1 protein-coding gene is annotated in these 791 nt (G+C 41.0%); it reads right to left on the bottom strand.

The annotated features are described in order from the left end of the window. On the bottom strand, positions 1 to 778 hold a 778-nt coding region (locus tag ACRCJ0_RS16940), incomplete at its 3' end, for a glutamate ligase domain-containing protein (RefSeq protein WP_431391322.1). Between the last annotated feature and the right edge of the window lie 13 nt (positions 779 to 791).

The following is a 791-nucleotide window of genomic DNA, read 5'->3' as shown; positions in this document are numbered from 1 at the left end:
GTGCGGATTGCTTATAATCATCATACCAATTATTCACAAATTTCGCATCTGTAGTGGCTAAATAAACCTCTTCTTTTCTCGCTTCTTCATAATCAAAAGTGGTGACATATAATTCAACGTCCGAATGTGCTTGGATATAGTCTAGTGAGTCGTTAATTTCGTTACGGTCTAAACTTGAAAAATACATGATAATTCTCGTATCCGCAAAAGTCGCCTTTAATTCTTTCAGCAACACTTTAATGGCTGAAATATTGTGGGCGCCATCAATAAAAGTGGCTGGCTTGTTAGCAATCAATTCCATCCGACCTGGTAAAGCTGTCGCTTGAATGGCTTCAATGGCTGTTTGTTTGTTAAAATACAAGCCATTTCCCTTTGTAAAAGCGGCAAAAGCAGCGTAAGCTGTCCGAGCATTCCATACTTGGTAAAAACCAAGTTGCGGAATATCCATCTGCGGTTGCAATTTATAAGAAATCAATTGGCCTTCTTCTTGAGTCACTTTGTCTTGGATAATAGCTAAGTATTCTGGGGCAATTTCCCCAACAACCAGGGTATCCCCATGGTGCATTATGCCGGCTTTTTGCTTGGTAATGGCAAATTCATCTTCACCTAAACTAGGAATGTGGTCTTTACCAATAGAGGTGATGACCCGGACGGCATGTGGGAGAATATTGGTGTAGTCCTTTTCGCCACCTATCCCTACTTCAATGATCAGTAAATCGACGTCCACCTGGCCAGCATAGATAAAGAAGGCTACAGTGAGGACCTCGAAATAGGACATGGATTCTATTTTA

This window comes from Aerococcus sp. L_32 (genome assembly GCF_050689315.1).
The sequence above is the reverse complement of the archived record's forward strand: the minus strand, read 5'-3'. Positions and strand labels throughout refer to the sequence as shown.